Origin of the sequence: Hyalangium gracile (genome assembly GCF_020103725.1) — a bacterium.
Classification (GTDB): domain Bacteria; phylum Myxococcota; class Myxococcia; order Myxococcales; family Myxococcaceae; genus Hyalangium; species Hyalangium gracile.
The window spans coordinates 74,076-96,193 of the sequence record NZ_JAHXBG010000018.1 but is presented as its reverse complement, the minus strand read 5'-3'; the positions used below and the strand labels follow the sequence as shown (position 1 = coordinate 96,193).

Sequence of the window (22,118 nt, the reverse complement as noted above, 5' to 3'; positions counted from 1 at the left end):
TAGGCCTTCTGGACATTCCATGGACCGAGTCAACGAAGCCACCAAGGACTGCTTCGACACCGTCATCCGGCTCCGCCAGGCGGAGGCGGCGGATGTGCCTCCTCCCGAGGTGCTGAACCATCGCCTCCGAGGCGTCATCGACGAGGTGCTCCGCCGCGCGGCCGTCCTGGGCTTCAGCCACCAGGACGCGCAGGACATGGGCTACGCCCTGGTGGCCCTCATGGACGAGATCGTCCTCAACAAGCCCGAGCCGTATCGACAGTTCTGGATGGGCAACCTGCTGCAGCTCCACTACTTCAACGAGACCGTCGCCGGAGAGAGCTTCTTCAACCGCGTCAACGCCATCCGCAAGGATCCGCACCGCGCGGAGGTACTTCGCGTCTACTACCTCTGTCTCCTGTTCGGCTTCCAGGGCCGCTACCGCATCCGCGGCGGTGAGCTGGAGCTGATGAGCCTCATCGATGCCGTCCAGAAGGACCTCGAGCGGGCTCAGCCCTTCGACTTCGATGTGCTCGCTCCGCACGGCGAGCGCCCCGTGGAGAACCTCGCGCTGGCCAGGCGTCGGCTCTCGCTGACCTCGGCCGCCGTCGTGGCGATGGGCGCGGCGCTCCTCTTCTACGGAGGGCTCTACTTCGCCCTCGATCGGACCGCCTCCACCATGCTGCACGACATCGAGCTCCACATGGCCACGATCGCGAAGGAGGCACGGTAATGCTGCTCTACACCATCGCCTTGCTCGTGCTGGGCCTCATCTGGGGAGGGACCTACTACTTCCACCTGCCCGTCATGACGGGGCTGATCGCCACGGGCGTGACGCTCTTCCTCACCCTGATGGTGGCGCTGGTGCGCCGCTGGCGCGCCCGTACCCGGAAGAAGAAGGAGAAGGCGGCCGAGACGCCGCCCGAGGCCCCGGCCCCGGAGCCCGCGAAGCCAGCCCGCGCCGAGCTTCCCTCCGCCATCCAGGCCATGCAGGCCGAGTTCGCGCGAGCCGCCTCGGCCCTGAAGACCTCCAAGCTGTCCCGCGGCGGCCGCGATGCCCTCTCCGTCCTGCCCTGGTACCTCGTCATGGGGCCGCCCGACTCGGGCAAGAGCACCGCGCTGAAGAACTCGGGGCTGAAGTTCCCCTACCTCTCCAATCGGGGAGGCGCGGGAGGCCGCAGCGTGGGCCAGACGCGGCACTGTGACTGGTGGCTCACCAACGAGGCCGTGTTCCTCGACGCGGCGGGCCGCTATGTCACGGGCGAGGAAGACCGCGAGGAGTGGGGCGCCTTCCTCGACACCCTGGGCAAGTACCGGCCTCAGCGTCCCCTCAACGGGCTCATCGTCGCGGTGAGCGTGAACGAGCTCATGGGCGCGGATCCGCAGGCCGCGGGTGAGCTCGGGCAGCGCATCCGCGAGCGCATCGACGAGCTCACCTCCCGGCTGCGCATCGTGGTGCCCATCTACGTGATGATCACCAAGTGCGATCTGCTCACCGGGTTCGTGGAGATGTTCTCCGACCTGCCCCGGTCCGAGCGCGGGCAGATCTGGGGCTTCACCGTCCCCATGGCCACCCAGCCCGAGGCGCCGACCGAGCTGCTGCTCAAGCGCTTCGACGAGATGACCGCCATCCTCGAGCAGCGCTCCGTGCGCCGCATCGGCCAGGAGCGCCGGCTGGAGACGCGCGAGCGCATCTACCAGTTCCCGCAGCGCTTCGACCAGCTCCGCAAGAACCTCTCGGAGTTCATCCAGCCGCTCTTCCTGGAGAACGTCTTCCAGGACACGCCGGTGATGCGCGGCGTCTACTTCAGCAGCGGCACCCAGGAGGTGCGTCCGCTCGAGCAGCGCCAGCAGGCGGTGCCGGGTGACTCGCTGCTCTCGGCCTCCCGCCCCGCCACGGAGACCGTGACGGAGGGCCGCAGCTTCTTCATCTGGGACGTGTTCACCAAGGTCATGTTCCAGGACCAGAAGCTCGCCGTCCGCAGCTCGATGGAGGAGATCCGCCAGCGCAAGCGCCGCTACACCCTGGCCGGAGCCTGCCTGGCCATCACCATGGCGCTGCTGGTGCTGCCCACCCTCTCCTTCCTCAACAACCGGGAGATGCTCCACGCGGTCCGCGACAGCATCGTCTCGGTGAAGCTGGAGACCAATGATGACATCACCCGGATCCAGGAGCTGAGCCCGCTGCAGCTGCACCTGGCGCAGCTGAACCGGCACCGGGTGGAGGGCGTTCCGTTCTGGCTGCGGCTGGGGCTGTACAAGGGTGATCGGCTCTTCACGCTCGCGCAGAGCTTCTACAACAGCCAGCTCAAGTGGCTGCTCCTCGGGCGCCAGCACGACCGCATCAAGCAGAGCCTGGAGCTGTTCGCCGAGAACCAGGATCGCCCGGACTGGAAGCCCAGCAACGACTCCTACGGCAAGCACTTCGACGACCTGAAGATGTACCTGCTCATCACCCACCCGCGCACCTCGCGCGAGCCGCAGCTCGATGAGTCCCAGCAGTCCTGGCTCGTCAAGCAGATGATCAAGCACTGGGAGGACATTCGCGGCAGGGGCGGAGAGGTGAGCCTCGAGCAGGCCATCACCCGGCACGCGCAGACCTACATCGCCATGCTGGCCGCGGACCCCGAGCAGATGGCCTTCCCGCGAGACGAGCGCGTGATGGTCTCCTCGCGCCGAGCGCTGAACCGGGTACCGCTGGCGACCCTGGAGCTGGAGCGCATCGTCGAGCAGGCCAACCGTGAATACGTCGGTGTGTCGCTGGGGGATGCCGTCGGCGCCGTGCCCTTCATGCGCGCCACCAAGCGGGTGCGTGGTGCCTTCACCCGGGTGGCCTGGGAGGACTGGATCCGCGCCAGGATGGACTCCGCCTTCCAGGGCTCCGAGTCCTGGGTGCTCAACCGCGACTCCAGGGAGAACGAGGAGGCCAACCGCGCGGAGCTCCGCACGCGCTACTACCAGCAGTACGTGCAGGAATGGACGGACTTCCTCTACTCCGTCAGCGTCGAGGAGCCCAAGGACTGGAACCAGACCGAGCTCCTCCTGGAGAGCCTCACGCGGGGAAAGCCGCCCCCCATCGGCAAGCTCTTCCGCACGCTCGCGTACAACGTCCACCTGGAGTCCCCCAAGGCGAGCGCCGGCGGCACGCTGAGCCGCGTCATCTCTCTCTTCGACAAGAAGCCCACCGCGCAGGCCGCCCAGGGCAGCCCTCTCATCGATCGCAGCACGTCCACCGGCGACACCGAGATCGCGCCGCTCGACGTGGAGAAGCACTTCAGCCCCCTCCTGGCGTTCATCACCAAGGTCACGGAGACCGATGACAAGGAGGAGAAGCTGACGCAGCTCGACTTCTACCAGGACCAGCTCGAGCTGGTGATGGCCACGCTGCGCGAGGTGCGCGACAAGCCCAACGAGGCGGGTGTGCTCCTCGAGAAGATCGCGTCGACCCGCGCCAACGTCGAGCTCCTCATCAAGAGCCAGGAGGGAGGCCACGCCGTCTTCGAGCGGATCCTCCTCCCGCCGCTCCGGCAGGTCCGAGTCGTCGTCTCCCGCGACGTCTCCGAGAAGAAGAGCCAGAAGTGGTGTGACGAGATCTTCAGCCCGTTCATGTCCCTGATGGCCCGCCGCTATCCCTTCAACAAGGACTCGCTGATGGACGCGCCCCTGCCCGAGCTCACCCAGTTCCTCCACCCGTCCAATGGCCTGGTGAGGAAGTTCGTGCAGGCCCAGCTCGCGGGAGAGGTGCTCCCCGACGGCAGGCGCTGGGAGTTCGCGGTGAAGTCCTCCAGCGGCTCGGGCATGTACAAGGAGGAGCTGCTCACGTACCTGGAGCGCGTCAACGCCCTGGCGACGACGCTCTTCCCTGGCGACACGGTGGATCCGCTCGTCCGCTTCACCGTCCGGCTGCGCCCGGGCAGCTCCGGGGACTCCTCACCCTCGGACATCGCCACCATCGCCCTGACCGTGGATGGCTCCGAGGAGCTCTATCGCAATGGACCGGACGACCGGTGGAGGGCCATGACCTGGCCCGGGCCGGCCGGCAAGCTCGGCGCGCACCTGCGCGTGGTGGACACCGCGGGCGACACCGCGGACCTCGACGCGCCGGGTGAGTGGGGGCTCTTCCGACTCCTCGAGCGCGCCAAGAAGATCGACCCCAGCCCGGATGGGCGCTTCTTCACGGCCACCTGGGAGATCCCCGACCTGAACAACGCCCAGGTCTCCATCGACATCCGCCCGGAGCGACTCGCCAACCCCTTCTTCGGTACCTCGGGCAACAACTCCTCCAAGCTGTTCCAGATCTTCCGAGACCCTCGACTGCTCCCTCCCGCCGGCATCGCCCAGGTGGTCCAGGGCTGTCCGCCGCCCATCGCCACCGCCAAGTCCTCTCCCTGAGAGGCGCCCCTCGGGCGCCGAGAGCCCCGCGACTCCTCGCACCGAGCGCCGGTGACGCCACCCGTCTGTCTTTGTCCCGCCTGTCGTCCCGCAGTCAGCACCCAACCCACATGCAACCCAAAAGGATCGATCGCAGATGAGCAAGGAAACCTCCGTCGCCCCCACTGAGCGCGTCAACATCGTCTACCAACCCGCGACCGGGAACGCGCAGGAGCAGGTCGAGCTGCCGCTCAAGATCCTCATGCTGGGGGACTTCACCGGGAAGCAGGACGAGCGGACCATCGAGGACCGCGCTCCCATCAACGTCGACAAGGACAACTTCAACGACGTGATGGCGCAGCAGAACCTCCAGGTGACCCTGTCCGTGCCGGACAGGCTGTCCCAGGAGCAGGGCGCCTCGCTGCCCGTGACGCTGGAGTTCCGCAACCTCTCGGACTTCGCCCCCGAGAGCATCGTCCACCAGGTGCCGGAGCTCGAGAAGCTGCTGAAGCTCCGCTCCGCGCTCCATGCCCTCAAGGGCCCGCTGGGCAACATCCCCGCGTTCCGCCGCCGCCTGCAGGAGCTGCTCAACGACGCGGACAGCCGCCAGTCGCTGATGCGCGAGCTGGGCATGAAGGCCGACGAGAAGAACGAGCCGAAGCAGTAACCCACCAGAGGGCACACCCATGAACACCGACAAGAATCTCCTCGACAAGAACCCCGCGGCGGCCATCGAGAGCGAGGGCTCGCTGCTCGACACCATCCTCGCCGAGGCCAAGCTCAAGCCCCGCGACGAGGGCTACGACGTCGCCCGGCACGGCGTGCAGGCCTTCATCACCGAGATGCTGGCGCCCCACCGCTCCCAGGAGCGCATCGACCAGGCGCTCGTGGATGCGATGATCTCGGAGGTCGACCGGCGGCTGAGCGCCCAGGTCAACGAGATCCTCCACCACCCCACCTTCCAGTCCATGGAGTCGCGCTGGCGCGGGCTGAAGTTCCTCATCGACAAGGTGGACTTCCGCGAGAACATCAAGGTGGAGATGCTCAACGTCTCCAAGGACGACCTGCTCAAGGACTTCGAGGACGCTCCGGAGACGGTGAAGTCCGGGCTGTACAAGCTCGTCTACTCGAACGAGTACGGCGTCTTCGGCGGCAAGCCCTACGGGCTGATCTGCGGTGACTTCGACGTCGGCCCCGGCCCGCAGGACATGGCGCTGATGACCAAGTGCGCCTCGGTGGCGGCCATGGCCCACGCTCCGTTCCTGACCAACGTCGGGCCGGAGTTCTTCGGCGAGAAGAGCTTCCTCAGCCTCCCCAACCTCAAGGACCTGAAGTCGATGTTCGAGGGCCCGCAGTACGCCCGATGGCAGTCCTTCCGTGACAGCGAGGACTCGCGCTACGTGGGGCTGTGCCTGCCGCGCTTCCTGCTGCGCCTGCCCTACGGCGAGGGGACGGTGCCGGTGAAGGCCTTCAACTTCACCGAGGACGTCGTCGGCCACCACGACCGGTACCTGTGGGGCAACGCCTCCACGGCGCTGGCCACCCGCGTGGCCGCGTCCTTCGCGAAGTTCCGCTGGGCGCCCAACATCATCGGTCCCCAGTCCGGAGGCGCGGTGGAGAACCTGCCGCTGCACAACTACGAGGCCATGGGGGAAATCCAGACGAAGATCCCCACCGAGGTGCTCCTCACCGAGCGGCGCGAGTACGAGCTCTCCGAGGAGGGCTTCATCGGCCTGGTGTTCCGCAAGTCCGCCGACAACGCGGCCTTCTTCTCCGCCAACTCGGCGCAGCGCCCGAAGATCTTCGGCGGCACGCCCGAGGGCAAGGCCGCGGAGACCAACTACCGCCTCGGCACCCAGCTGCCCTACATGTTCATCATGACCCGCCTGGCGCACTACATCAAAGTGCTCCAGCGCGAGCAGATCGGCAGCTGGAAGGAGCGCGCGGATCTGGAGCGCGAGCTGAACAACTGGCTGAGCCAGTACGTCGCGGACATGGATGACCCGGCGCCGGCGGTCCGCTCGCGCCGGCCGCTGCGCAGCGCGCGCGTGTCCGTCGAGGACGTGGAAGGCCAGCCCGGCTGGTACCGGTGCAGCATCCAGGTCCGTCCCCACTTCAAGTACATGGGTGCCTCCTTCACCCTGTCGCTCGTCGGCAAGCTCGACAAGCAGTGACCCTCGCTCCATCCGGAGCGGGAGAGGACGGGCCCTCGTGGCACGAGGCGCCTGGTGAAGTCCTCCTCAGCCCCGGGCCTGGAAACAGGCTCGGTTCACCCCAACACCCCGCAGTCCAAACGAGGCATCAATGGCCGAGACAGTACACCTCTACCTGAAGGCAAACGGGACGGAGATCAAGGGCGACAGCACCCAGGTCAGCCTGGGTCGCGAAGGCTCCATCGAGTGCGTCTACTACGAGCAGGGCGTCATCACCGCGCGCGAGGCGGGTTCGGGCCTCGCGACGGGCCGGCGCCAGTACCAGCCGCTGCTCATCCGCAAGCGCATCGACAAGTCCACCCCGCTGCTCATGAAGGCGCTGTGCGAGAACCAGGTCATCGAGGCGACCTTCAAGTTCTTCCGCCCCAACCCCAACGGTGACGGCACCACGGAGCAGTTCTACACGGTGAACTTCAAGCAGGGTCGCATCAACACCATCAAGCAGCTGGTGCCGGACACCATCGTCCCGGCGACCTCGAAGGATCCGGCCCTCGAGGAGCTCACCTTCGTGTTCCACACCATCGGGTGGACGTACACCAACGGTGGCGCGACGCACGAGGACTCCTGGAGCGCGCAGCGCTAGCAGCACCCACTTCAGGGAGGCGTCCGTGCCCGACAGCGGGCGCCTCCCTGGAGGTCTCTCTCATGACGAACCGAGGACTCTTCTCCCGTCTCAAGAGCGGCGACGTGCACACCTCACGGCGAGGGGATCCCCTCGAAGCGGTGACCGAGCACCTCCGCATGCTGTTCAACACCCGCAAGGGGGAGTCCGTGTCGGCTCCCGGGTTTGGGATCATGGACTTCAACGACATCATCCACACCTTCCCGTCCGCCATCGAGCGGATGCAGATGTCCCTGCGGCAGGCCATCCAGGACTACGAGCCCCGCCTGAAGAACGTCGTCGTCCTCCACGTCCCCGACGAGCTGGATCCCACCAGCCTCAAGTTCGAGGTCTCCGCGCAGCTGATGGAGCGCGGCTCGCGTCGGCCCATCCGCTTCTTCACGCGGCTGGGGAGGAACAGTCAGGTCGAGCCGTGGTGAGTCCACCAGTCGAGGGCATTCCATGTTCAGCAAGTACTTCTTGAGCGAGCTGGCCTACCTCCGGGAGATGGGACGGGCGTTCGGCCTGGCCAACCCCGGCGTCGCGGGCATGTTGGTGGAGCGCGGGGCGGATCCCGACGTCGAGCGCCTGCTCGAGGGGTTCGCCTTCCTGACCGCCCGCATCCGCGAGCGCGTGGACGACGACATCCCCGAGATGGTCCATGTGCTGACGGACCTGCTGCTGCCGCACTACCTGCGGCCCGTCCCCGCCTCCACCATCATCGAGTTCACGCCCCAGGTGAGGGCCCTGCGCGGCCGCTCCACCATTCCCGCCGGCGTGGAGATCGGCGCGCGGCCGCTCGATGGTACCTCGTGCGTCTTTCGCACCACCTCGGAGGTGGAGCTGCTGCCGCTGACGCTGGAGGAGGTGCTGCTCGACAAGTCGTCCGTCACCTCGCCCGTGCTGAGGCTGCTGTTCCAGGCCCACGAGCAGATCTACCCGGAGATCTTCCGGCCCGAGGGCCTTCGGCTCTTCATCCACGCCGAGCTGGCCACCAGCGCCCTCATGCTCCTGTGGCTGCTGCGCTACTGCCGCGGCGTCCAGGTCAACAACGACTATGGGAAGTCCGTGCAGCTGGGCCCCCGCGCCATCCACGGCCTCGGGTTCGACCGCGACTTCCGGCTCCTGCCCTGGCCCCGGGCCTCCGAGGGGTACCGGCAGCTCCAGGAGTACTTCACGCTGCCGGAGAAGTTCCTCTTCTTCGAGATCCGCGGGCTGGATGCCGCGCGACACATCGCCAGCGATCGGTTCGAGATCGCCATCCAGTTCGAGCGCCCTCCTCCGCTCGAGGCCCGCGTCGGCCTGGAGATGTTCCGCCTCTACTGCGCGCCCGCCATCAACCTCTTCTCCGCCTCCGCGCACCCGCTGCGCCACAGCGTGCTCTCTCACGACCAGCTCGTGCGGGCCGAGGGCGTCGAGCCGCGACACATGGAGGTCTTCTCGGTGGACTCGGTGACGGGCCTGCAGGCCGGGCTCAACGAGCGCCGCAACTACCGCCCCTTCTTCGAGTTCGCCCACGCCGCCGGGGACGGGGTGGAGTCCGCCTTCTACCGCCTGCGGCGAGCAGCCTCTCCCATCGATGACGGCATCGACACCTACCTCTCGCTGGAGACGCCTCGGGACGTGATGCCCACCATCTCCGAGGAGACGCTGTCCATCGAGCTGACGTGCACCCACCGCTCGCTGCCCACGCGACTGCAGGTGGGGGATGTCCACCTGCCCACCATCACCTCTCCCACGAACGCGCGCTTCAAGAACATCTCTCCGGTCAGCCGGCCCGCGCGCGCGCCCCTGGGCACGGAGCTGCACTGGCGGCTGCTCTCGCACCTGGCCGTGAACCAGCAGACCCTGGCGGAGGTGGACGTGCTGCGCCGCCTGCTCGAGCTCTACAACTTCAAGGCGCTGACGGATGACCTGAACGCGCGCGCCACCCGGCTGCGCATCAACGCCATCCGCTCCGTCGACGTGAGGCCTGGGACGCGCTTCCTCGAGGGCAGTCCCCTGCGCGGCAACCGCATCACCGTGGCGCTCGACGAGACGAACTTCCTGGGCGCCGGTGATGCGTTCCTCTTCGGCTGCATCCTCGACGAGCTGTTCGCCTCGAACGTGACCCTCAATTCCTTCAATGAGCTGGGCATCCGCCTCCAGCCTTCCCAGATGGAGTACTCGTGGCTACCGCGCAACGGCTCCCAGTTGACCTTGTAGAAGCCTCGGAGGTCATCCGCTCCGCGCCCCACCGGCCCGGGTTCTTCCCGCTGGTGGCCTTCCTCGAGCGCCTCACCTCGGACGCGGCTCGCGTCGGCGAGATGGGCCCCGTGACGGAGGAGAGCATCCGCTTCCGGCATGATCCCTCGCTGGCGTTCTCCACCAGCGACGTCAGCGCCGTGGTGCTGCGAGAGGTTCCCTCCCGGCCGGATGACCCGAGCTCCCGGCGTCCCCTCTTCGAGGTGTCGACGACCTTCCTCGGCCTCACGGGCTCCGCCTCTCCGCTGCCGCTGTACATGGCCGAGGAGGTGGCGCAGGAGGATCCGGACGAGGCGGTGCAGCGCGAGTTCCTGGATCTGTTCCACCACCGGCTCCTGTCGCTGCTGTACCGCATCGAGTCCCGGTACCGGGTGACTCGCGAGCTGACCGCGAGCTGCACCGACCAGTGGTCCCGCCGCATCCTGGCGCTGTCCGGCTTCGACACCTACGAGCGCAGCTGGCCTGGAATCCTGCCTCCCTGGCGGCTGCTGCGGATCGCCTGCCTGCTGGTGAGCCGGGTCCGCACCGCCGAGAAGCTGGAGATGGCGCTGCAGGACGTGCTCGCCGAGGAGCTGGAGGGGGCCAAGGTCACCGTGCGGCAGTTCGTGGGGCGCTGGGTGGACATCGACGCGCGCATGCGGCTCGGCGTGGTGCACAACCTGCTCGGCCGCAACACGCTGCTGGGCGGCAGGGCCTATGACCGGATGGGACGCTTCCAGGTGGAGATCGGCCCTCTGTCTCCGCGGGCCTGGCGGCGGCTCATGACGGATGGGGACCTGTACCCCCTGGCGCGCGAGATCGTCTCCCTCTTCGTGCGGGATCCGCTCGAGTACACCTTCGAGCTCTTCCTCTCGGAGAGCGTCACCCACACCTTCACCCTCTCCAGCGGCTGGCCATCGAGGCTCGGGCGAGACACCTGGCTCGGCACGAACCGGCAGAACCGCCTGACCGTTCCGGGAGCTTCATGACCATGCAGTCCCATCCGACTGGAACCGCCCTGCCTCGAGCCAAGAACCTCATGCGCCCCACCTCTCTTCTCTTCCTTGCAGGCGTGTGCGCGCTGCTCACCGCGTGCGCCTCGAAGCCCCAGCCACGGCTCTGCGTCGCGGAGGCCGTCATGTCCGAGCGCATCGTTCCCAGGCCCGATGACTGGTTCGCGCTGCTGCTGCATGGCTTTGATCGCGACCAGGGGGTGGCGCCCTCCCCCAGCGTGGACTGCTCCGGCGTGCCGGTGGTGTGGCAGGAGCCGCAGGCGGAGGAGTGCCGCGAGCCGGGTCCCGAGGCCAAACCGCTGCCTCCCCCGGAGCGGCTCACCGACGAGGATCTCGTGGTGGAGACGGTGCGCGCCGACCTGCGGCTCGTCTGGGTCGTCGCCCGGCGCTTCTCGAACGGGGAGGGGCTGGGGCCCGTCGGGCTGGTGGAGCGCAATCGGGAGGGGTTCGTCGTCCGAGCCCTGGGGAGCTTGCGTGCCTACCCTCGGCAGTCCCGGCTGCGCCTGGAGCAGGCGGGGGAGGTCACCGTGCTGATCGCCGAGGGAGAGGTCTGCACGGATGAGGCGCCCCCCACGTGCCGCCGGATGGCCCGCGTCCTGCCGCTTCGAAAGGGCCGCTTCTTCGCCGAGGCGGTGACGAGCGAAGGCAACGGAAGCTGCATGGGGCCTGCCTGGTTCCCCTTGAGCCGTGAGCAGGTGTTCGTGATGCCCAACGGGCTGCACCACAAGATCGAGTTCACCTCGACGCTGTCGGTCAAGCCCGAGGGCATCGTGCTCAATGAGCAGGTGGCGATCTTCATTCGCGATCCGAACCAGCCCTCCATCCCCCCACAGTCGTATCGCCGTGCCCAGGCCCAAAGGGTTCTCTCCGTGAGGGACACCCGGCTGGTGGGGACCTCTCCTTCTCTCTGGGTGCAGATGGTGGAGCCGGAGCTGCTCGCGGGAGCCAAGCCCCTGGAGCTCCCAGTCCAGCCCGTCGCGAAGACCGAGGAGATCCTGCCGTAGTGCTTCTCGAGGAGGACCACCATGGACGAGCTTGACGACATGCTCCGCATCTCGGTGACCGGCCGCGGCAACACCGTCGCCTATGGACCGACGCGGGAGCAGACACAGGAAGAGGCCTCGGTCCCAGTGCTCATCTTCGGTGCTTCGGGACGCACGGGGCGTTGCCTCGTCGAGCAGGCGCTGGAAGAGGGACACACCGTCACCGCCTTCGTGCGCGATCTCCACGCGCTGCCGGCCAGGCACCCGAAGCTCCATGTCATCAAGGGAGATGTCCTGAGTCCCGACGCGGTCGACGAGGCGATGCTGGGGCAGAGAGCCGTGTTGTCGGCGCTGGGATTCCCGGGCCGCCGCGGCGGTGAGTCCCTGGTCAAGGCCACGGCGAACATCGTGACCGCCATGCGGAAGTACCGGGTCCATCGGCTCATCTGCATGGCCCCTCCACCGATGAAGGAGGGCTGGGTGCGCCGAGGGCTCGTGGGCCGACTGCTCTCCCCGTTCCTCCAGAAGCCGCCTGCCCAGGGCTGGGAGCAGCTGCTGGACTCCATCCGCGGGAGCCCTCTGGAGTGGGTGCTCGTCCGCCCCACCCTGCTCACCAACGAGCCCGCGCGCAGGAGCTATCAGGTCTCCGTTGGTTGGACCGAGGTGCCGGAGGGCATCCCTCGGGCCGATGTCGCCATGTTCATGCTCGAGCAGCTCCAGAGCCGCCGCTACATCCGGCTGGCTCCCGTGCTCGGAGGCTGACCCCTTCCCATCCGCTGTTCCCGCTTCTCCCGTTCCACCGAGGGTATCTCTCATGGACGCACGATCCACAGTACTCGGCAGTCCCTTGTTGTTCCGGTTCGAGATCTCCGGGTGTCCCGAGAAACTGCTCGTGGTGCGGTTCTCCGGCCACGAGGCCATCTCGAGTCAGTATGAGTTCCAGCTGGAGGTGACTTGCGAGGATCCGGCCATCGACTTCGCCAGTGTCATGGGCAAGCCGGCGGTGCTCACCTTGATGAGCGAACGGCAGCCACGCTTCGTCCACGGCATCGTCAGCCGCTTCGAGCAGGTCAACAACCTGCCTCGGAATACCATCTACCAGGTCACCGTGGTCCCCCAGGTGTGGCGCCTCAAGCACCGACACGACAACCGCATCTTCCAGGCCATGACGACGGAGGAGATCGTCAAGAAGGTGCTCGAGACGGGGGGCATCCCCAGCGACCGCTTCCGGTTCGCGCTGAGCAGCTCGTATGAGCCGCGCGACTACTGCGTGCAGTACCGGGAGTCGGACTGGGCCTTCATCAGCCGGCTGCTGGAGGAGGACGGCCTCTTCTATTACTTCGAGCACGCGAAGGACAAACACGTGCTCGTCATGGGGGACAGCGCGGCGGCGAGCAAGCCCATCCCCGCCGGGCTCAAGGGCGAGCTGGTGCCGTTCCGGCGTGTCACGGGCGGAGTCGTCACGGAGGACCACGTCCAGCGGTTCCGCTTCGCCGAGGAGATCCAGCCCGGGCAGCTGACCCTGAGGGACTTCAACTTCAAGAAGCCCACCATGCCCATGGATGGGAAGTTCCAGGCCAGCAAGGACTCGGACCTCGAGGTGTACGACTACCCGGGCGAGTACCAGAAGCCCGGGCGGGGTTCGGCGGCCAAGGGTGACACGATTGCCCAGGTCCGGCTGGAGGAGTGGCAGTCGGTGCGGAAGGTGGGCTACGGCGAGAGCGACTGCGAGCGCTTCACTCCAGGCTTCATGTTCACCCTGGCCGAGCACACCCGTGGCGACTTCAACACGCGCTACCTGCTCACCAGCGTGGGGCACCAGGGCTACCAGCCCCAGGTGCTGGATGAGGAGTCCGGCGGCGGAGAGTTCAGCTACTCCAACCACTTCTCCTGCATCTCGGCGGAGGTGCCATACCGGCCGCTGCGCGTCACTCCGAAGCCGGTGGTGCGGGGCGTGCAGACGGCGATCGTGGTGGGCCCCCAGGGCGAGGAGATCTACACGGATGAGTTCGGGCGGGTGAAGGTCCAGTTCCACTGGGATCGCCAGGGCAAGAAGGACGAGAAGAGCTCGTGCTGGATCCGCGTGAGCCAGCTCTGGGCGGGCGAGACGTGGGGCGGGATGTACATCCCGCGAATCGGGCAGGAGGTGATCGTCGACTTCATCGAGGGAGATCCGGACCGGCCGATCATCACCGGGCGCGTGTACAACGGTGACAACCCGGTGCCCTACAAGCTGCCGGACGAGAAGACCAAGAGCACGATCAAGTCGAACAGCTCGAAGGGCGGCAACGGCTACAACGAGCTCCGGTTCGAGGATCGGAAGAGCTCCGAGCAGATCTTCATCCATGCCGAGCGGAACATGGATGTCCACGTGAAGAACGACTCCTTCGAGAACATCCTCCACGATCGGCACCAGACGATCGGCACCTCGGGCAAGGAGGGCAAGGTGGGAGACCAGAACGAGATGGTCTTCCGCGACAAGAACCTCAAGGTGCACCGCAACAGCCAGGACCACATCGGCGGAGACATGAAGCTGCTGGTGGGTGGCATCGATGGGCCCGGCAACCAGGACATCGTCATCAAGTCCAACAAGAAGGAGCTCATCCACAAGAACAGCCACCTGCACGTGAAGGGCGTGCTGAACGAGCAGGTGGACCAGACGCAGTCGCTCACCGTGGGGGTGGACCTCCAGGTCAAGGTCGGGGCCATCCATGCCATGGAGGCCGGCAAGGAGATCCACCTGAAGACGAAGAAGGTGGTCATCGAGGCCGCCAGCGGCATCACCCTCAAGGGACCTGGCGGCTTCATCACCATCGACGGTGGAGGCATCGCCATCAAGGGCACCCTGGTGAACATCAACAGCGGCGGCTCCGCGCTCTCCGGGAGCGGGGCCAACCCCACCGCGCCCGAGGACGCCGTGGAGGCCCAGCCCACGAAGCCCACCCTCGCCGATGATGGCAAGAAGTGAGGTGCGCCATGCCTCCCGCCGCACGAATCACCGACATGCATGTCTGCCCCAAGGTCGAGCCCGGCCCCGTTCCCCACGTGGGAGGGCCGACGACCTCGGGCGAGTCCACCGTCATCATCGGGTTCATGCCCGCGGCTCGAGTGGGGGACTCCCTGCTCTGCGTCGGGCCTGGGGTGTCGGACTCCATCTCCCAGGGTGAGTCCACCGTCATCATCGGCAACAAGCCTGCCGCCCGCCTCGGAGACCCCACGTCCCACGGAGGCGTGCTGGTGGCCGGTTGCCCCACGGTGATCATCGGTTCCTCGGCCCAGGGGCAGACCATCGTCATCGCCGCGCAGAATGGAACTCCGTTCTGCGAGGAGTGCGAGAAGAAGAAGCGAGCTCAGGCAGCTCAAGCCCAGGAGTCATTGGATTCTCCTGCCCCGGCGGCGGGGATGACCGCGGCGACGACCGCTCCCGGCGTGACAGCCACATCGAGCGCCACCGCCTCGAAGCCGAAGGGCGGTGCCAACCCCCAGGTCAAGAAGGCTGCCTCGCGTGGAAGCACCCTACACTCGGACAGACGCGGACACCTGCCCGATCAACTGCGCCAGAAGTACCCGGAGACGCAGTTCGCCTTCACCAAACCCGGAGTCGCAGGTCAGGACGTCAAGGTCACAGGAGGCAAGCACCCCTCCGACTACGAGGGCTCGACATGGAAGCCAGGCGTCAACTACGGTGATTTCAAGCCAGATTCCCCCTCGGGCCACACAACCTTCAAGTCGGATCAAAAGAAGAAGTGGTCAGAAGAGACACAGATTCTGCCCTACGATCCCAAGACCGGAAAGTTGAAATGACTTCACGACAGATCCGCCTCGGCCCTGTTCAGCTGAAGGTCCCTCAGGACTGGGCTGATATCACCGATGAACTCGAGGGCGATGACAAGCCCTACACCGTCGCCGATCCGCAGGAGGGAGTCGGTGCATTGCAACTCTCTACAGGCCTATTCCAGGGGGGCGTGGTACCTCATCCCTCGGAGAGTGACCTGCGTGCCATGGTGCTCCGTTTCGGAGAGGAACGCGGCCTGGGCGATGCACTGGATGAGACCCGTTTCACCAAGAACTCTCTCATGGGAGCAGGCATGAGCTTCCATGAGGGGGAAGACCTCATCCGGGTGTGGTGCGTGTCTGATGGGAAGAACTTTGCCCTCGTGACATACACCTGTGCATGGGCCGATCGGGAGCGGGAGGCGGCACTCTGCGAGGAAATCGTCGAGTCGCTTCAGTTTCAATCGCCTTCATAGCCATTCCGTGCACTCTCCCTTCGGTTGATTTGTCATACAGGAACCAGTCATGAGTGATGCAAGCATCGGGCGGCGCGTCATCCTTCGGGTGCGCTGGGGTTCCTCGGCCTTTCGGCAGGCCGTCCTCGAGCCGGGCCAGACCCTCCGCGTGGGAAGGAGCGAGGCCGCAGGACTGGCACTGCCGCATGATTCCCAGCTGGCGGGAGAGCACTTCGAGCTGACCTGGGATAGCACCAGGTGTCGGATTCGCGATCTGCGGACCACGACCGGGACGCTCCTGGACGGCAGACCCATCAAGGAAGGTGTCGTCCCTCATGGGGGCTGGATTCGAGCAGGGGGAACGGATTTCGTGGCCCATTTCGAGCGCTACACGCCTCCTGAAATGTCCGTGGAGGAAGCCGGGCCCGCCGCTCTCCCTGAGGGCGCCAGCGAGGCACTGAGTGTCCTGAGCAGCCAAGGCAACCTGTACGCCGTTCTGGATGCCGCTCGCAGCGATCGGATCCTCACCCTTCTGCGGGAGTCCGTGGAGGAGCATCGCTCCCTCTATGAGGGTCCCCAGGGCGTGGCCCTCGCGGAGGTCGCTCCCTACCTGGTGCAGCTACCGAAGGGGTCCCTGCTCCTGAGCTCGCTGGTACAGGAAGGCTGGGGGAAGGCCTGGGGCGTCTTTCTCACGAGCGACGCAGCGTTCAATGAGCTCCGCAGGCATCTTCGAAAGTTCCTGATGGTGGAGCTCGAAGGCTCGGACGGGCGCTTCTACTTCCGGTTCTACGACCCGCGCGTCCTCGCCCAGTTCCTCCCTACCTGCGCGGCCCAGCAGAAGGCTGACTTCTTCGGCCCTGTCACCTCCTTCACCTATGAGACGCTCGTCGAGGAGAAGCCCTCGCTCACCACGGTCCATGGAGGGTAGTCCCTCGGCGGCGGCTCAAGCCGCCCGGAGATCTCCCGTCCGTGGAGGAGGCAGCTTCTCGCCGCGTGCCACCGCCGCCACGATGCGCGCGAGCTGGTCCACACCGTCCGTGAGCGCCGCCGGGCCCGGCTGGAGGATGAAGCTGCTCTTCACCTCGTAGAGCTGATCGTCCACCACCGCTCGCACCGTCGCCCAGCCCGGACGCGTGACGATCTTCTCCCGCTTCGCCTTCCGGCCACACCAGCTCGCGATGACGGCCTCGGGGTCCCGCTGCGCCACGCTCTCGGGTGTGTAGATGCGTCCCTTCGCCTCGGGGTGCTCCCGCGACTCGCGGCAGACGTCCTCGCCGCCGACCAGCTCCACCAGCTCGGAGCACCAGCGGATGCCGGAGATGAGCGGCTCGTGCCACTCCTCGAAGAAGATTCGCGGGCGGCGTGGCAGCTTCTCCGCAGCCTCCGCGTGCCGCTCCAGGTTCGCCGTCAGCTCGTCCGCTAGCCTCTCCGCCGCCTCGGCCCTGCCCACCAGGGCTCCCACCACGCGAACGGTCTGAAGGATCTCCGCGATCGAGCGCTGGTTGAACAGGTACACGGGCACGCCGCGCTTGCACAGCTCCCGCCCCAGGTCCGCCTGCAGGTCCGAGAACCCCAGCACCAGGTCCGGCTTCAGCTCCAGGATGCGCTCGAAGTTGGCGTCCAGGAACGAGCTCACCCGCGGCTTCTTGCGCGCCTCCGGCGGACGCACCGTGAAGCCCGACACCCCCACCACCAGGTCTCCCGCTCCGATGCGGTACAGCGTCTCCGTCGTCTCCTCCGTCATGCAGACGATGCGCTGGGGATGGCGCGGCGCGGTGGAGAGCAGGCTGGCGAGTCGGGCATTCATTGCGCGGACTCTATCGGGCATGAAACCTTTTGCCCCTCTCGGGGTTGGTGCTCGTGATGGATGTGAACGCTCGTCGGACAGCGCTGTGGTGCCTGGTGGCCCTCCTCGCCGTGGGGTGTGCCTCGACCTCCAAGCCCGCCTCGGCGTCCTCCGCTCCCACCGTTCCCGTCCTGACCCTCCCCGATACCGGCTGGAGCGAGGACAGGCGCGCCCTGCATGCCTTGCGACGCCTCGCCTATGGCCCCTCGCCCCGGGATTGGGAGGAGGTACGACGGGTCGGCGTCGCTCGGTGGCTCAGCCAGCAGCTCCACCCCGAGTCCATCCCCGATGACGCCGTGGCCGCGCGCCTGGAGCCGCTGTCCACGCTCCGCCTCAGCACCGAAGATCTGATGACCCGCTACCCACCGCTCCGCCAGCAGGCCCGCGAGCTGGGCGTGCCCCTGGACACTCCGGAGGACCGCCGAGAGCTGACCGCCATGCTCGGCGCGGATGCCCTGCCCCGCCGCGTGGCCCTGGACCTCATGGCCCAGAAGCTCATCCGAGCCGTGGAGAGCCGACGCCAGCTCGAAGAGGTGCTCGTCGACTTCTGGTTCAACCACTTCAACGTCTCGGCGGAGAAGGGGCCCGTGCGATGGATGGTCACCTCCTATGAGCGGGACGCCATCCGCCCCCATGTCTTCGGGCGCTTCCGCGAGCTGCTCGGAGCCACGGCGCGCCACCCGGCCATGCTCTTCTACCTGGACAACTGGACGAGCGTCCGTGACGGCTTCGAGCCCGGCCGACGCCGGGGCATTCCTCCCGCCCTCCGAAAGAACGCGCGCGGCCTCAACGAGAACTACGCGCGCGAGCTGCTGGAGCTGCACACGCTCGGAGTGGACGGTGGCTACACCCAGGAGGACGTGCGCGACGTGGCCCGCGTCTTCACCGGCTGGTCCCTCAACAAGCCTCGCGCTGCCCCCGCCTTCGTCTTCCGCGCGGACGCGCACGACACGGGCGCGAAGCTCGTGCTGGGGCACCCGCTCCCCGCTGGAGGTGGACAGCAGGAGGGAGAGCAGGTGCTCGACATGCTCGCCCGCCACCCTTCCACCGCGCGCTTCATCGCCACCAAGCTGGCCCGCAAGTTCGTCGCGGACGAACCTCCCGCCGCGCTGGTGGACCGGCTCGCCCGGGTGTTCCTCGAGACCGATGGAGAGCTGCGCGCCGTGTACTCCGCCCTCTTCACCGCTCCGGAGTTCTGGGCCGATGCGGCCTGGAGCGCCAAGACGAAGACACCGCTGGAGCTGGTGGCCTCCAGCATCCGCGCATTGGGCGGAACCACCGACGGTGGTCTCCCGCTGGCCCGCGCCGTGGAGCGCATGGGCGAGCCGCTCTACCGGGCCCCCGCCCCCACCGGCTACCCCGAGCACGCCACGCCCTGGGTCAACGCGGGCGCCCTGGTGACCCGCCTGAACTTCGCCCTCGCCCTCTCCGCCAACCGGGTGCGCGGCACCGCCGTGGAGGTGATGGGGCTCGCACCCGGCGCGAAGGCCTCGGATGCGGGCGCGCTGGTGGACTCGCTCGCGCTCCGCCTCCTCTATGAGCCCCTCTCTCCCCAGACGCGCACCACGCTCCTGGCCGCGCTGGATCCGGGCGACGAGGGGCGCATGCCCGACGGCGAGGTGCGCCCCGTGGATGTCCGCCGCGCGGTCGGTCTCCTCCTCGGCTCCCCCGAGTTCCAGAAGCAGTGAGGCTCGCGATGCCCCTCTCCCGCCGCTCCCTGCTGAAGTCCGCCGGCCTCTCCCTGCTGGGACTGACCACCCTCCCCCCCTTCCTCGCCCGCGCCGCCGAGGCGCTCCCCACCGGCCGCCGCAAGGTCCTCATCACCCTCTTCCTGCGCGGCGGAGCGGATGGCCTGTCCCTCGTTCCACCCGTGGGCGATCCGAGCTACTTCCGCCTGCGCCCCAACCTCGCGCTCGGCGCCCCCGGCTCCGGTGAGGACGCGGCGCTCCGACTGGATGACACCTTCGGCCTCCACCCGGGCCTCGCTCCCCTGCTGCCCTGGTGGCGCGATGGCGCTCTCGCCGCCGTCCACGCCGTGGGGCTGCCCCAGCCCGTGCGCAGCCACTTCGATGCCCAGGACTTCGTCGAGTCCGGCACCCCAGGCGTGAAGTCCACCCGCGACGGCTACCTCAACCGCGCCGTGGCCGCCCTGCCCCAAGGCCCCTCCCCCAGCGCCTTCCGCGCCGTGGCCCTGCAGCCCACCCTCCCGCGCGCCCTGGCCGGAGACGCCCCCGCCCTCGCCCTGGAGTCCCTGGAGCGCTTCCGCCTCCGCTCGCCCGGCCGCGCCGGCGCCGTCAGCTTCGACTCGCTCTACGCCGCCGCCGTGGACGAGGCCCTGCGCACCACCGGCGTGGAGACCACCTCCGCCCTCTCCCTCGTGGCCGACAGGCGCCTGTCCGAGCAGCCTCCAAACCACGGCGCCACCTACCCCCGCTCCCCCCTGGGCCGCCGCCTGCAGGACCTGGCCCGCCTCATCCACGCGGACGTGGGCCTCCAGCTCGCTGCCACCGAGTCCGGCGGCTGGGACACCCACATCCTCCAGGGCCGCGAGCGCGGCCCCTTCGCCCAGCGCGCGAAGGAGCTCGGCGAGAGCCTGGCCGCCTTCGCCACGGACCTGGGCCCTCGGCTCGAGGACATCCTCGTCGTCGTCCTCACCGAGTTCGGCCGCACCGCCCGTGAGAACGGCAACCGCGGCACGGATCACGGCACCGGCGGCGTGGTGCTCCTGCTGGGCGGAAAGGTGCGCGGCGGACGCGTGCACGGCCCCTGGAGGGGTCTGGAAGAACCCTACCTGTTGGATGGGAGAGACGTGCCCTCCCTCACGGACATCCGGGCCGTCCTCGCAGAGGCCCTGGTGACGCACTGCGGCCTGACCACGCTGGAGCCCATCTTTCCAGGGCTTGGCGCGCGTCCCTCCCTCCTCGGTCTCTTGGGCGGCTGAAGGTCCGGTGCTACCATACCCCCAGGATTGGCAATGATGCCGCCTGGGGCGGCGAGGAAGCACATGATCGAAAGCGACGCCTCGGCAGGGGGCGTGCCACCCACGGGGGTGGACCCCCTGTTGGGCAGGGTCCTCAACGAGCGCTTCAAGATCCTCGAGGCGCTTGGTTCGGGCGGGATGGGCCGCGTGTACAAGGCCGTCCAGTCGCCCCTGGACCGTCTCGTCGCCCTCAAGGTCCTCAACCCTCAGTACGGCCAGGACAAGGACCCGGGCTTCCAGCGGCGCTTCTTCCTCGAGGCCAGCGTCACCGCCAAGCTGCGCCACCCCAACACCGTCACCGTCATCGACTACGGCAAGACGGACGACGGCATCTACTACATCGCCATGGAGTACCTGGAGGGGCAGACGCTCTCCCAGCTCCTCACGCAGAACGGCCCGCTGCCCTGGCCGCGCGTGCTCAGCATCGCCCAGCAGATCGCCCGCTCGCTGCGCGAGGCCCACAAGATCGGCCTCATCCACCGGGACCTGAAGCCCGCCAACGTGATGATCCTCAACCAGGAGACGGATCACGACGTGGTGAAGGTGCTGGACTTCGGGCTGGTGAAGTCCTTCATGCCCGACAGCGGCCAGTTCCCCGCCGACGTGTCGCTGACCCAGGCAGGCGTCATCCTCGGCTCGCCGCAGTACATGGCCCCCGAGCAGGCGCGCAACATCTCCGACCCGCGCAGCGACGTGTACTCGCTGGGCGTGGTGCTCTACCAGATGCTGGTGGGGCGCCCGCCCTTCCATGCCGAGCAGGGCATCGACATCATCGTCAAGCACATGAACGAGCCGCCGCCCGCCTTCGGCGCCGTGTGGCCCAACCACGCCATCCCCCCCGAGGTGGAGGCGCTGGTGATGAAGTGCCTGGCCAAGCGCCCCGCGGAGCGCTTCGACTCCATGGACGCGGTGATCGACAGCATCCGCCGCGCCCTCACCTCCGCCGGCATCAGCGGCGTGCACTCCGGCCCCCACAGCTTCGGCACCAGCCCCGGCAGCGGGCCCCTCACCGGGCCCCACACCGGGCCCATCGCGCCGCCCCACCAGGCCATCTCTCCCTCGGGCGCCGCCACCATGTCGCTCGACATCTCCGTGGAGGAGCCGGAGGCCGGCAAGCGTCGCAACTCGCTGCCCATTGCCCTGTTCGGCGGAGCGGTGCTGGTGGGCGTCACCGTGGCGCTCGTGTTCGCCCTGCGCTCGCCCACGCCTCAGCCGGTGCTGCCGCCCCCCGCGCAGCCCGTGGCCATCCCGTCGGCGCCCCCCGCGCAGCAGCCCCCTCCGAGCTCCGAGGTCGCCGAGGCGCTCACCCCCGAGGATCTGCCGCCCCTGCCGGCGAGTCCCTCCGCCGAGGAGCCGCCCCCCCAGGAGGCCGAGGCCGCGCCGCAGCTCGTGCGCTTCGTCATCACCAGCGAGCCGAGCGGCGCGCGCGTGACGTACGCGGGCAAGTCCCTGGGCCCCACTCCCGTGGAGCTGAAGGTCCCCGCGGACGCCTCGGGCCGGGCGAGCGCCAGGCTGACCTTCGATCTCAGCGGCTACTCGAGCGTCACCGCGACCCCCGAGGGTGACGGCCCGGAGATCCGCTTCACGCAGAAGCTGAAGAAGAAGCCGAGCTCGCGGCCGCAGCGGCCGCAGAACTCGAGCGGTTACAAGGACGATCCCTACCAGTGAAAACGCCCGGAG

At 67.8% G+C, this 22,118-nt stretch carries 18 protein-coding genes; 17 read left to right on the top strand and 1 reads right to left on the bottom strand.

The genetic code is table 11. The features are described from left to right. The first annotated feature begins 19 nt into the window (after positions 1-19). The 14 genes from KY572_RS31205 to KY572_RS31140 all read left to right on the top strand — a co-directional run bounded on the left by KY572_RS31205 (position 20) and on the right by KY572_RS31140 (position 16,540). The gene (locus KY572_RS31205) at positions 20-712 is read left to right on the top strand and encodes a DotU family type IV/VI secretion system protein (RefSeq protein WP_224247254.1); all 693 of its coding nucleotides are present in this window, start codon (positions 20-22) and stop codon (positions 710-712) included. Further along, the gene (gene tssM / locus KY572_RS31200) at positions 712-4,371 is read left to right on the top strand and encodes a type VI secretion system membrane subunit TssM (protein WP_224247252.1); all 3,660 of its coding nucleotides are present in this window, start codon (positions 712-714) and stop codon (positions 4,369-4,371) included. The genes KY572_RS31205 and tssM overlap by 1 nt, the downstream gene beginning before the upstream one ends. Positions 4,372-4,507: 136 nt before the next feature. Continuing rightward, positions 4,508-5,017, top strand: coding sequence for a type VI secretion system contractile sheath small subunit (gene tssB / locus KY572_RS31195; RefSeq protein ID WP_224247251.1), 510 nt, complete (start codon positions 4,508-4,510; stop codon positions 5,015-5,017). Positions 5,018-5,036: 19 nt separating this feature from the next. Beyond that, positions 5,037-6,524, top strand: a complete 1,488-nt coding sequence (tssC, locus tag KY572_RS31190; RefSeq protein ID WP_224247249.1) for a type VI secretion system contractile sheath large subunit — start codon at positions 5,037-5,039, stop codon at positions 6,522-6,524. Positions 6,525-6,654: 130 nt separating this feature from the next. Further along, on the top strand, positions 6,655-7,146 hold the full coding sequence (gene tssD / locus KY572_RS31185) for a type VI secretion system tube protein TssD (RefSeq protein ID WP_224247247.1): 492 nt from the start codon (positions 6,655-6,657) through the stop codon (positions 7,144-7,146). Positions 7,147-7,208: 62 nt separating this feature from the next. Beyond that, the gene (gene tssE, locus KY572_RS31180; RefSeq protein ID WP_224247245.1) at positions 7,209-7,604 is read left to right on the top strand and encodes a type VI secretion system baseplate subunit TssE; all 396 of its coding nucleotides are present in this window, start codon (positions 7,209-7,211) and stop codon (positions 7,602-7,604) included. 22 nt (positions 7,605-7,626) lie between these two features. Continuing rightward, positions 7,627-9,369, top strand: a complete 1,743-nt coding sequence (tssF, locus tag KY572_RS31175) for a type VI secretion system baseplate subunit TssF (RefSeq protein ID WP_224247243.1) — start codon at positions 7,627-7,629, stop codon at positions 9,367-9,369. After that, complete coding sequence (gene tssG, locus KY572_RS31170; RefSeq protein WP_224247241.1) at positions 9,333-10,376, top strand: type VI secretion system baseplate subunit TssG; 1,044 nt, start codon at positions 9,333-9,335, stop codon at positions 10,374-10,376. The genes tssF and tssG overlap by 37 nt, the downstream gene beginning before the upstream one ends. 2 nt (positions 10,377-10,378) lie before the next feature. Then, on the top strand, positions 10,379-11,404 hold the full coding sequence (locus KY572_RS31165) for a hypothetical protein (RefSeq protein WP_224247239.1): 1,026 nt from the start codon (positions 10,379-10,381) through the stop codon (positions 11,402-11,404). A 21-nt stretch (positions 11,405-11,425) separates the two neighbouring features. Continuing rightward, entirely contained in the window at positions 11,426-12,145 is a 720-nt protein-coding gene (locus KY572_RS31160) for an NAD(P)-dependent oxidoreductase (protein ID WP_224247238.1), read from the top strand. A 52-nt stretch (positions 12,146-12,197) separates the two neighbouring features. Beyond that, complete coding sequence (locus tag KY572_RS31155; protein WP_224247236.1) at positions 12,198-14,351, top strand: type VI secretion system Vgr family protein; 2,154 nt, start codon at positions 12,198-12,200, stop codon at positions 14,349-14,351. Positions 14,352-14,359: 8 nt separating this feature from the next. Beyond that, positions 14,360-15,187: a PAAR domain-containing protein gene (locus KY572_RS31150; protein WP_317987925.1), complete on the top strand. Its 828-nt coding sequence runs from the start codon at positions 14,360-14,362 to the stop codon at positions 15,185-15,187. Beyond that, positions 15,184-15,633, top strand: a complete 450-nt coding sequence (locus tag KY572_RS31145; RefSeq protein WP_224247234.1) for a hypothetical protein — start codon at positions 15,184-15,186, stop codon at positions 15,631-15,633. The genes KY572_RS31150 and KY572_RS31145 overlap by 4 nt, the downstream gene beginning before the upstream one ends. Positions 15,634-15,682: 49 nt before the next feature. Next, positions 15,683-16,540, top strand: coding sequence for a DUF4123 domain-containing protein (locus tag KY572_RS31140; protein WP_224247232.1), 858 nt, complete (start codon positions 15,683-15,685; stop codon positions 16,538-16,540). A 15-nt stretch (positions 16,541-16,555) separates the two neighbouring features. Here KY572_RS31140 and KY572_RS31135 read toward each other — a convergent pair whose 3' ends face one another. Beyond that, entirely contained in the window at positions 16,556-17,419 is an 864-nt protein-coding gene (locus KY572_RS31135; protein ID WP_224247231.1) for a cobalamin-binding protein, read from the bottom strand. A 56-nt stretch (positions 17,420-17,475) separates the two neighbouring features. Here KY572_RS31135 and KY572_RS31130 point away from each other — a divergent pair, with 56 nt between their 5' ends. The 3 genes from KY572_RS31130 to KY572_RS31120 all read left to right on the top strand — a co-directional run bounded on the left by KY572_RS31130 (position 17,476) and on the right by KY572_RS31120 (position 22,106). Continuing rightward, entirely contained in the window at positions 17,476-19,146 is a 1,671-nt protein-coding gene (locus KY572_RS31130; RefSeq protein WP_224247229.1) for a DUF1800 domain-containing protein, read from the top strand. 8 nt (positions 19,147-19,154) lie between these two features. Next, a complete protein-coding gene (locus KY572_RS31125) occupies positions 19,155-20,399 on the top strand; it encodes a DUF1501 domain-containing protein (protein ID WP_224247227.1) in 1,245 nt (414 codons plus the stop codon). A 63-nt stretch (positions 20,400-20,462) separates the two neighbouring features. After that, positions 20,463-22,106, top strand: coding sequence for a serine/threonine protein kinase (locus KY572_RS31120; protein ID WP_224247225.1), 1,644 nt, complete (start codon positions 20,463-20,465; stop codon positions 22,104-22,106). Positions 22,107-22,118 lie beyond the last annotated feature (12 nt).

What these genes read in the sequence shown, in the direction of transcription:
- KY572_RS31150 (WP_317987925.1), top strand. Translation starts at nt 14,360, where the DNA reads ATGCCTCCCGCCGCACGAATCACCGACATGCATGTCTGCCCCAAGGTC.
- KY572_RS31165 (WP_224247239.1), top strand. Translation starts at nt 10,379, where the DNA reads ATGCAGTCCCATCCGACTGGAACCGCCCTGCCTCGAGCCAAGAACCTC.
- KY572_RS31155 (WP_224247236.1), top strand. Translation starts at nt 12,198, where the DNA reads ATGGACGCACGATCCACAGTACTCGGCAGTCCCTTGTTGTTCCGGTTC.
- tssF (WP_224247243.1), top strand. Translation starts at nt 7,627, where the DNA reads ATGTTCAGCAAGTACTTCTTGAGCGAGCTGGCCTACCTCCGGGAGATG.
- KY572_RS31205 (WP_224247254.1), top strand. Translation starts at nt 20, where the DNA reads ATGGACCGAGTCAACGAAGCCACCAAGGACTGCTTCGACACCGTCATC.
- KY572_RS31135 (WP_224247231.1), bottom strand. Translation starts at nt 17,419, where the DNA reads ATGAATGCCCGACTCGCCAGCCTGCTCTCCACCGCGCCGCGCCATCCC.
- KY572_RS31130 (WP_224247229.1), top strand. Translation starts at nt 17,476, where the DNA reads ATGGATGTGAACGCTCGTCGGACAGCGCTGTGGTGCCTGGTGGCCCTC.
- tssM (WP_224247252.1), top strand. Translation starts at nt 712, where the DNA reads ATGCTGCTCTACACCATCGCCTTGCTCGTGCTGGGCCTCATCTGGGGA.
- tssE (WP_224247245.1), top strand. Translation starts at nt 7,209, where the DNA reads ATGACGAACCGAGGACTCTTCTCCCGTCTCAAGAGCGGCGACGTGCAC.
- tssD (WP_224247247.1), top strand. Translation starts at nt 6,655, where the DNA reads ATGGCCGAGACAGTACACCTCTACCTGAAGGCAAACGGGACGGAGATC.
- KY572_RS31125 (WP_224247227.1), top strand. Translation starts at nt 19,155, where the DNA reads ATGCCCCTCTCCCGCCGCTCCCTGCTGAAGTCCGCCGGCCTCTCCCTG.
- tssB (WP_224247251.1), top strand. Translation starts at nt 4,508, where the DNA reads ATGAGCAAGGAAACCTCCGTCGCCCCCACTGAGCGCGTCAACATCGTC.
- KY572_RS31160 (WP_224247238.1), top strand. Translation starts at nt 11,426, where the DNA reads ATGGACGAGCTTGACGACATGCTCCGCATCTCGGTGACCGGCCGCGGC.
- tssC (WP_224247249.1), top strand. Translation starts at nt 5,037, where the DNA reads ATGAACACCGACAAGAATCTCCTCGACAAGAACCCCGCGGCGGCCATC.
- KY572_RS31120 (WP_224247225.1), top strand. Translation starts at nt 20,463, where the DNA reads ATGATCGAAAGCGACGCCTCGGCAGGGGGCGTGCCACCCACGGGGGTG.
- KY572_RS31145 (WP_224247234.1), top strand. Translation starts at nt 15,184, where the DNA reads ATGACTTCACGACAGATCCGCCTCGGCCCTGTTCAGCTGAAGGTCCCT.
- KY572_RS31140 (WP_224247232.1), top strand. Translation starts at nt 15,683, where the DNA reads ATGAGTGATGCAAGCATCGGGCGGCGCGTCATCCTTCGGGTGCGCTGG.